Genomic DNA, 6,926 nt, shown 5'->3' with positions numbered 1-6,926 from the left:
CCGGCTCTCCGCGACCAGGTTCTCCGCCGTGCGCTGCGGCACCCGGATCGTGCAGGCCAGCTCGCTCGAGAACTCCCGTTCGGCGACCTCACGTGCGTCTCGCCGCGCACCCGGCACCCGGGCATTGTGGTGGGCGATGGCCTGCCCGAACCGGCGGGCATCCTCGACCCGTTCCGCCCGCCGGGCGAAGGCCACGGCGATGTCCCGCTCGGCCTCCGCGATCGCGTCGAAATGCCGGCCCATGGCCTCTCGCTCTTCGAACACTGACGGCTTCATGAGGACCACGCTAGAGGCGGCCACCGACACTCCCCCGGCAGCCGTGCACACTGTGGATAACCTGATCAAACAGGCATTGTGGAGGAGTGAATCCGCGCCGGGACCGGCTACTTTTTCAGGGAGGCGGAGGGGAAGTCCGCCCAGGAACGGAAGAACCGCGCCTCGGTCGCTGCGGCACCGGTCTGTTCCACGGCGTGCAGCCGCCCATAGGTGAACGCGTTCTCGCTGTGCAGGAATGCGGCCATGCCGAGGTTGAGTAGCACGCCGCGGGCGACGACGCTGTCCTGGTGGTCGCCGAGCGTGTCCTGCACCTGACGTGCGGCGGCCACCAGCCGCGTGGCGCGGCGGCGACGCAGCGGGGCGGCCGTCTCGGCCGCGTACCGCAGCCGCTTGGCCCGCTTCCGCGCCTCGTGCAACGCCGCGTCCCGGGCGGTACCGGCGGGGGTCAGTCGAGCGGTGCGCACGGATGCCCGCAGCCTCTTCCAATCGGCCCGGATCAGCGTGGGGATGACCCGGTCCGCGCGCTTAGCGGCGTCCGGGAGCAGCGGCGGTGACGCCAGCAGCGCGTCCAGGCTGTCGAGCAGCCGGAAGTACCGGTCGGAGTTCAGCGCCGCCAGGGCATCGCCCCGGGCGGCACGAATGACCGTGCCGAAGTGGCCGTCGACGCGCTGTACCACCGGTCCGGCCACGAGGTTCTCCGGCTCCTCGGCCAGCCGGTGCGCAAGGCGCTGCTGGATCACCTGCGCGTCCCTGGCCCCGCCGAGGACCCCGGCGATCCAGCGCAGTTCGACGCGCAGCGGCGCCGTGACATCGGTGTCCAAGAAGTCGCGGTAGGTGGCCAGGGCTGAGCGCAGGCGCCGGGTGGCCACCCGCATCCGGTGCACCGCCTCGACGTCGTTCTCACGCACCCGAGCATCCTGCGCGCTGATGGCTTCGACCTGTTCGTGCAGGTAGGCGAGCAGCACGGTTCGGGTCGAACTCTTGCGGGTCGGCCGGAACGAGACGGGCGCCCCGAGCACGGGGGCCCGGTCGCCCAGGGCCCGGGCGAGCTTGGACGGGCTCGTCGCCGGCTCGACGCCGACCGAAGACAACCGCTCCTGGGCTGCGTCCAACAGCGCCCTCGAGCCGTTGACGAGCTCGACTTCCCACTCGCGCCAGCTCTGCTGGAACGCATCTGCACCACCGGCCCCGGTGCCGAACCGCTCGGCCTCCACTTCGTCGTCACAGACCTCGGCGAGCACCCGCTCGTTCTTGCCGACCAGGAGGTGCACGACGCGGCGGGTGTGCAGGCGCACCACCGGCACCAGCACCCGTCCACGCAGGAAGACCCTGACCAGGTTGAGAATAGGCTCCGGGATTTGCGCCGGGTCGCTGCCCAGCGGCTCACGCATTTCGCGGCGCTCGTCGACGGACACGGGCAACTTGAGGTGCCAGCCGGCGTCGTCTCCCCCGGTGCGACGGCGCAGCGTCATCCGCCGGTTCGCGAGGGCAAGGTCGTCGGTGTCGTAGTACAGGGCGTCGAGGTCATGCTCGACCGGCGGCTCGACGTGGGTGACGCCCGGGAGGTCGTGCAGGGCGGGCAGCACGGTGGCCGCATTGACGTCGAATTTGCGCTCGATCTCGGCAAAGCCATCGGAAGTCATGATCAATTCTAGTGCGCCCACCGGGCCTTGATACCGGACTACCCGAACCGGCCGTTGACGTAATCGGCCGTGCGGCTGTCGATCGGGTTGCCAAACATCGCGTCGGTGGGCCCGTGCTCGACGATCCCGCCGGGAGCCCCCTGGGCAGCGAGGAAAAACGCGCAGTTCTGGGAGACCCGCTGTGCCTGCTGCATGTTGTGGGTCACGATGACGATGGTGACCTCGCGGGCCAGCTCGAGCATCGTCTCCTCAATGACGCGGGTTGAGGTGGGATCGAGGGCCGAGCATGGCTCGTCCATCAGGAGGATCCGCGGGGTGACGGCGAGGGAGCGGGCAATGCAGAGGCGCTGCTGCTGCCCGCCCGAAAGGCCACTGCCCGGGGCGCGCAGCCGGTCGCGCACCTCCTTCCACAGGCCGGCTTTGGTAAGGCAGCTCTCGACGAGGAAGTCCTTCTCGTCAACGGAGGCACGCCGCCCGGTGAGGGTCAGTCCGGCCACGACGTTGTCGTAGATCGACATTGCCGGGAACGGGTTGGGCTTCTGGAACACCATCCCGATGTGCTTGCGGGCGTCAACCAGCTTGCGTTCGGGGTCGTAGATGTCCTCGCCGTCGAGGAGCACCTCGCCGGCCAGGCTCGCCGAGGGCACCAGCTCGTGCATACGGTTCAGGATGCGCAGGAACGTCGATTTGCCGCAGCCGGAGGGGCCGATCAGCGAGGTGATGATTCCGGCGGGCATGGTGAGGCTGACCCGGTCGAGCACCTGGCGTTCGCCGAACCAGGCCGACACATTTCGGCCCTCCAGAGTGGCCAACGGGCCAGGATCCCGCACGGCCGAAGGGCCGGAAGCGTTCAGGGACAGGTCCTTGCCCGCCGGGCGTTTACGCCACGGCACGGACAGGCGACTCGTCCCGGTCGGCGCGGCGTCGGTGGCGGAGCGGGCCGGCGGGCGCAGCCGGCCGTCCCGCTGCCGTGGCGATGTCGGTAGCGGCAGCACCTGCGTGCGGTCATCATTGGTCAGTTCCTCGTTCATGGACTCCATCTTTTCTACAGCAGGTTCGGAAGCAGGCGCACCACCTGGTCGGCCACGAACAGGCCGCCCACGGTGACGACGGGAAGGAAAACCGTCCAGGTCTTGCGGAGGCCGACACGTCGGTAGGCCCACACTGCGGCGAGCTCGACCAGCAGCAGGAACTGCAGGGCGAACACCAGCGCCCAGACCGTTTCGGTGTCGGTGGCGAGCTCCCGGTCGACGGCAGGCAGGGTCCCAAACGTGGTCGCTCGCGTGCCGGCGGGTTTCGTCTCCGACACGAGCTCAGCATCCACCCGGGCGATCCCGCTCGGCACAAACGCCGGGCCGCGAGCCGTCTCAAGGACGAGGCGGCTCTTTCCCGCGCCGAGCGGAGCCGGCATCGGGTCGCCCGCATACCGAACGCCGAGCACGGAGAATTTCTGACGGCCCTGGCCGGTGATCACCGTGAACTGCTGCCCCGGTCGCAACTCCTGCAACCGGGCGAAAGGTCCGCCATAGGCGGCTGCGCGGCCCATGATGACGCTGTAGCCCGCCTGGCCCGGCAGTACGGTATCGCGGCGGTGGCCCGGTCCCGCCCGCAGGGTGCCGGAGTCGGTTCCTTCGACGACCACCTCGTGCACCCCGATCGCGGGGATGTCGATCAGCGCCACCGGGGCTCCCGCCGCCAGCAGAACCCGGTCCACGGTACCCTCACTGACCGGCGCCGTGCCCTGCGCGAGTTCGGCCCGCAGGGAGTTCGTCAGCTGCTGCTGGGAGACGAAGTGCTGCACCTGCCCGAAAATCGTGAGGTGGGCGAGAAAGCCGAAGATGAGCACGGCAACGATCGTGAGCGCGGTGCGAACGGCCTGGTCTCGGACGCTCAACACCACGGGTGCGCGTGGAGGCAGGGGCATCCGCCGCGGCGGCGTTGGCAGCTTCAGCCGCCGGGGGGCTGTGGTGATCGTCACGATGTGACGGTCCCGTATCCGGGTACGAGTCCGGGCAGCGGTCGTTCCAGCCGGCGCAGCCGAAGCAACTGGCGCACCGCCAGAACGAGGGCGGCCAGGAGCACGAGCACCGCCAGGAGGAACCACGGCAGCAGGAGCGTGAACGAGTCGCGGGTCGAGGGCCACAGGGCCGTGCCGTCAATGTCCGCGGGCGGAGTCATCGTCACATGGCCGCGATAGAAGGTCCACTGGCCGACGCTTTTAAAGTTCGCCGTCACGGTGCGCGTCTCCCCCGGTGCGAGGTTCGCGACCTCGACCTTGTCGAGAGTCTTGATGGGCTGGTTGATCGCGTTGTCGAGCCGGAACTGCACGCTCGAGGTGATCGGGGAAGTGCTGACGTTCTTCATCGTGAACTCCAGGGCCAGGTCCCCGCCGCCCGGCCCGATCGTCGGTTCGGTGAGCACGGTGAGCCCGCTGACGTAGAGGAAGTCGTGGCTGTTGCTCGCGTGCGAATCCGTGGCCGCTTGGGCGCTTGCCGGAAATACGGCCAGCCAAGCCAGCCCGAGGAACAAGGACATTGCAGTCAGGGTCACGGCCGGTAGGCGGCGGGCGGCAGCGGATGTGAGCACAGTCAAGTTAGTCCATTCGAGGTTTCGGAGTGCTGAACGCGAGGCGAACGAAGGGGAAACGCTCCCGTCCCCGCTCGTCTCCCGTGCCGGAAGGCCACGGGACGACATTCGTTCCCGTGGCCTTCCGTGGTACGGAGTGCGGTTTACTTCTTTACGCGGCGGAAACGACGCGCGATGATCACGCCGGCTCCGGCCGCCAGGGCGAGCATGGCCGAGACCAGGAACGGCAGGGTGTTGGCCGTTCCGGTCGACGCGAGCCCCTTGTCAGCATGGTTCGTCGTTGATCCAAGGCGATCCGACGAGCCAGACGTCAGGGTCCCCGACGAGCCAGGCGTGAAGCTGTCCGAGGAGCCTGACGTCACTCCCGGCGTCGGCGTCGCAGTCGGCTTCGGCGTCGCAGTCGGCGTCGGCGTCGCAGTCGGCGTCGCAGTCGGCGTCGCAGTCGGCGTCGCAGTCGGCGTCGCAGTGGGCGTCGGCGTCGGAGCCGCCACAGCGGCCTGCGGCAGGAACGTGAAGGCGCCGGTGACCGGAACGACGCTGATCGAACGGAAGAAAGCGGCTGTCACTGCGACACCGTCAAACTTCGTGCAGGCGAGACCGAGGCTGTAGTTACCACCGGCGGCCCTGGCCGCGCCCTGGGAGTTGTTGATGAGTGAGAGCGGTGTGAGGAAGGGGTTCAGCACGTTCTTCGTGGCCCCATTGAACCCGAGGCCCGCATAGGCCTTCCAAGTGAGGACAGTCGTCTCGGTGCCGGGGGCGGCGAGGAAGGCGAACACGTTCGTGCTGTCGGCCGGGCAAGTGAACTCGCCATTGATGTCGCCCTGAGTGGACGAACCGATGAGCTCGTCATCCCATGCCCAGACGTGACCATCCGGCACCTGCGCCGCGTTCGTGTCATACATGTAAACGGGAGCGGCAGAACCATTGATCTGCGGCGCGGCGTTCGCCGCGGACGAGGCCCCGGCAACCAGGGCGAGGGAAACGACGCCGGCGGCGGCGTAACGCGTCTTCTTATTGAGCTTCATGTAGTTACAGGTCCTGTTCTTGGAACGTAGGTCACTTGGAGATGCGAACGGCGGTGGTGGTGGAGGGAGCCAGGATGCCGAACTTCTTCTTCAGCGAACCGGCCTTGGCGGCGAAAGTCGTCTGGGAGTTGGTCAGGCTCTGGCCCTTCGTCGGATCGAGCACTGCGGCCAGGGTCGAGTCGTACGCGGCGTTCGACGGGTCGACTCGTGCGTACTGCACGACGAGGTACGTGTCGCGTCCCCACAGGGAGTCGGCGTAGTACGGCGCATTGGGAACCATGGAGGTACCCGTTCCCGTGACGGGGGTGGCCCCGGCGACAAGCGAGCCCAAAACCGTGGTGTCCTTTTTCTTGGGGAAGCTCGCCCCGGTGTTCATGGCGACCCAGCGAGACACCGACATGGGCATGACGGCGTTCAGGCCGAGGTTGGAGGCGTCATGCTCCTGACCCACGGTGACGCAGGAGCCCAGCGTCGAGTCCGTGACGCCGATCTTGGCCATGAAGTCCTTGCGGGTTCCGGAGCCGGCCTGCGGGATGACGGGCGTGACCGTGACACCGCCCAGAGTGGTGACGCTGCAGGTGTACAGGCTCTTCATGGTCGCAGTGTCGATGGTGTTGATGCCGGCCGCCGTCGAACCGCTGTCGTACGCGTAGGCGATCGCGTCTCGACCGAAGGGCACCTGAATCAGGCTGCCTGCCGGATCGACAGTGCCTGATCCGGACGAACGCGCGATGTCGACCTGGCCCGTGATGACGACGCCCGCGGGCCCGCCGACGGTTCCGGAGGTGTACGGGGCGCCGTCAATGGAACGGAGCAGGGCCGTGCGGCCGTCCCCCGAGCCATTCGGCCGGCCGAAACGCACGCCGGAGGTTTTCGCCGTGATGTAGGGGGTTCCGGTCGCGTCGAAGGAGCCGATGGTGTTCCCATTGGCCGTCGTCCGAACGGACGCTCCCGAGAGGGAGGAACCGTTGACCAGGGCGCTGACAACGTCCTCGAGGGTGTCGGAACCGACAATGGAGTAGCTGTTGGAGACGGGCTCGGCGTTGGCCGGGGTCGCGATGACAAGACCGGAGATGGCCACGCCGACAGTCGCGCAGAGCGCAATCATCTTCTTGGTGTTCACTGGGGTGCCTTTCGGGTGTGGTGCAGGAGACGAACCCGGGCGGGTCCCTCTTTCTCGGCGCTTCGCTTCGAGGCGGAAGCCCCGTGTGAACCGTCAAGTCGGGCGCGCATCAGGATCGTCTCCGAACGCGCGAAATCAGGGGGACGCCGCCGGCGGCGAGCAGGCCGGAGAGCAGCCCGGCCGGGACCGCCGCGCGCACCAGCCCGACGACCGGGTCCGCGGGCGTCGGCCTTGCCACCAGGGGGCCGGTGACGGTGCCCGCGGCGTCCGTGG

General features: G+C 68.3%; 6 protein-coding genes and 1 pseudogene. All 7 read right to left on the bottom strand.

The features are described from left to right. A pseudogene (locus E3T37_RS09830) lies at positions 1-276 on the bottom strand (hypothetical protein); the annotation flags it as partial. 107 nt (positions 277-383) lie between these two features. Further along, complete coding sequence (locus E3T37_RS09825; protein ID WP_134366605.1) at positions 384-1,919, bottom strand: CYTH and CHAD domain-containing protein; 1,536 nt, start codon at positions 1,917-1,919, stop codon at positions 384-386. Positions 1,920-1,957: 38 nt separating this feature from the next. Next, on the bottom strand, positions 1,958-2,731 hold the full coding sequence (locus tag E3T37_RS09820; protein WP_198416034.1) for a phosphate ABC transporter ATP-binding protein: 774 nt from the start codon (positions 2,729-2,731) through the stop codon (positions 1,958-1,960). Positions 2,732-2,964: 233 nt separating this feature from the next. Beyond that, positions 2,965-3,897 (bottom strand): sortase, encoded by a 933-nt coding sequence (locus E3T37_RS09815; RefSeq protein ID WP_241994560.1) that lies wholly within the window; start codon positions 3,895-3,897, stop codon positions 2,965-2,967. Continuing rightward, a complete protein-coding gene (locus tag E3T37_RS09810; RefSeq protein ID WP_134366604.1) occupies positions 3,894-4,454 on the bottom strand; it encodes a hypothetical protein in 561 nt (186 codons plus the stop codon). Before E3T37_RS09810 ends, E3T37_RS09815 begins: the two co-directional genes overlap by 4 nt. 194 nt (positions 4,455-4,648) lie before the next feature. Beyond that, positions 4,649-5,530 carry an LPXTG cell wall anchor domain-containing protein gene (locus tag E3T37_RS09805; RefSeq protein WP_134366603.1) on the bottom strand — a complete coding sequence of 294 codons (882 nt, stop codon included), beginning with the start codon at positions 5,528-5,530 and terminating at the stop codon, positions 4,649-4,651. 31 nt (positions 5,531-5,561) lie between these two features. After that, positions 5,562-6,653 carry a hypothetical protein gene (locus E3T37_RS09800; protein WP_134366602.1) on the bottom strand — a complete coding sequence of 364 codons (1,092 nt, stop codon included), beginning with the start codon at positions 6,651-6,653 and terminating at the stop codon, positions 5,562-5,564. Between the last annotated feature and the right edge of the window lie 273 nt (positions 6,654-6,926).

The sequence above is a fragment of the Cryobacterium sp. TMT2-10 genome, assembly GCF_004403075.1.
Taxonomy (GTDB): Bacteria; Actinomycetota; Actinomycetes; order Actinomycetales; family Microbacteriaceae; genus Cryobacterium; species Cryobacterium shii.
This window is presented reverse-complemented; position numbering and strand designations above follow the sequence as displayed.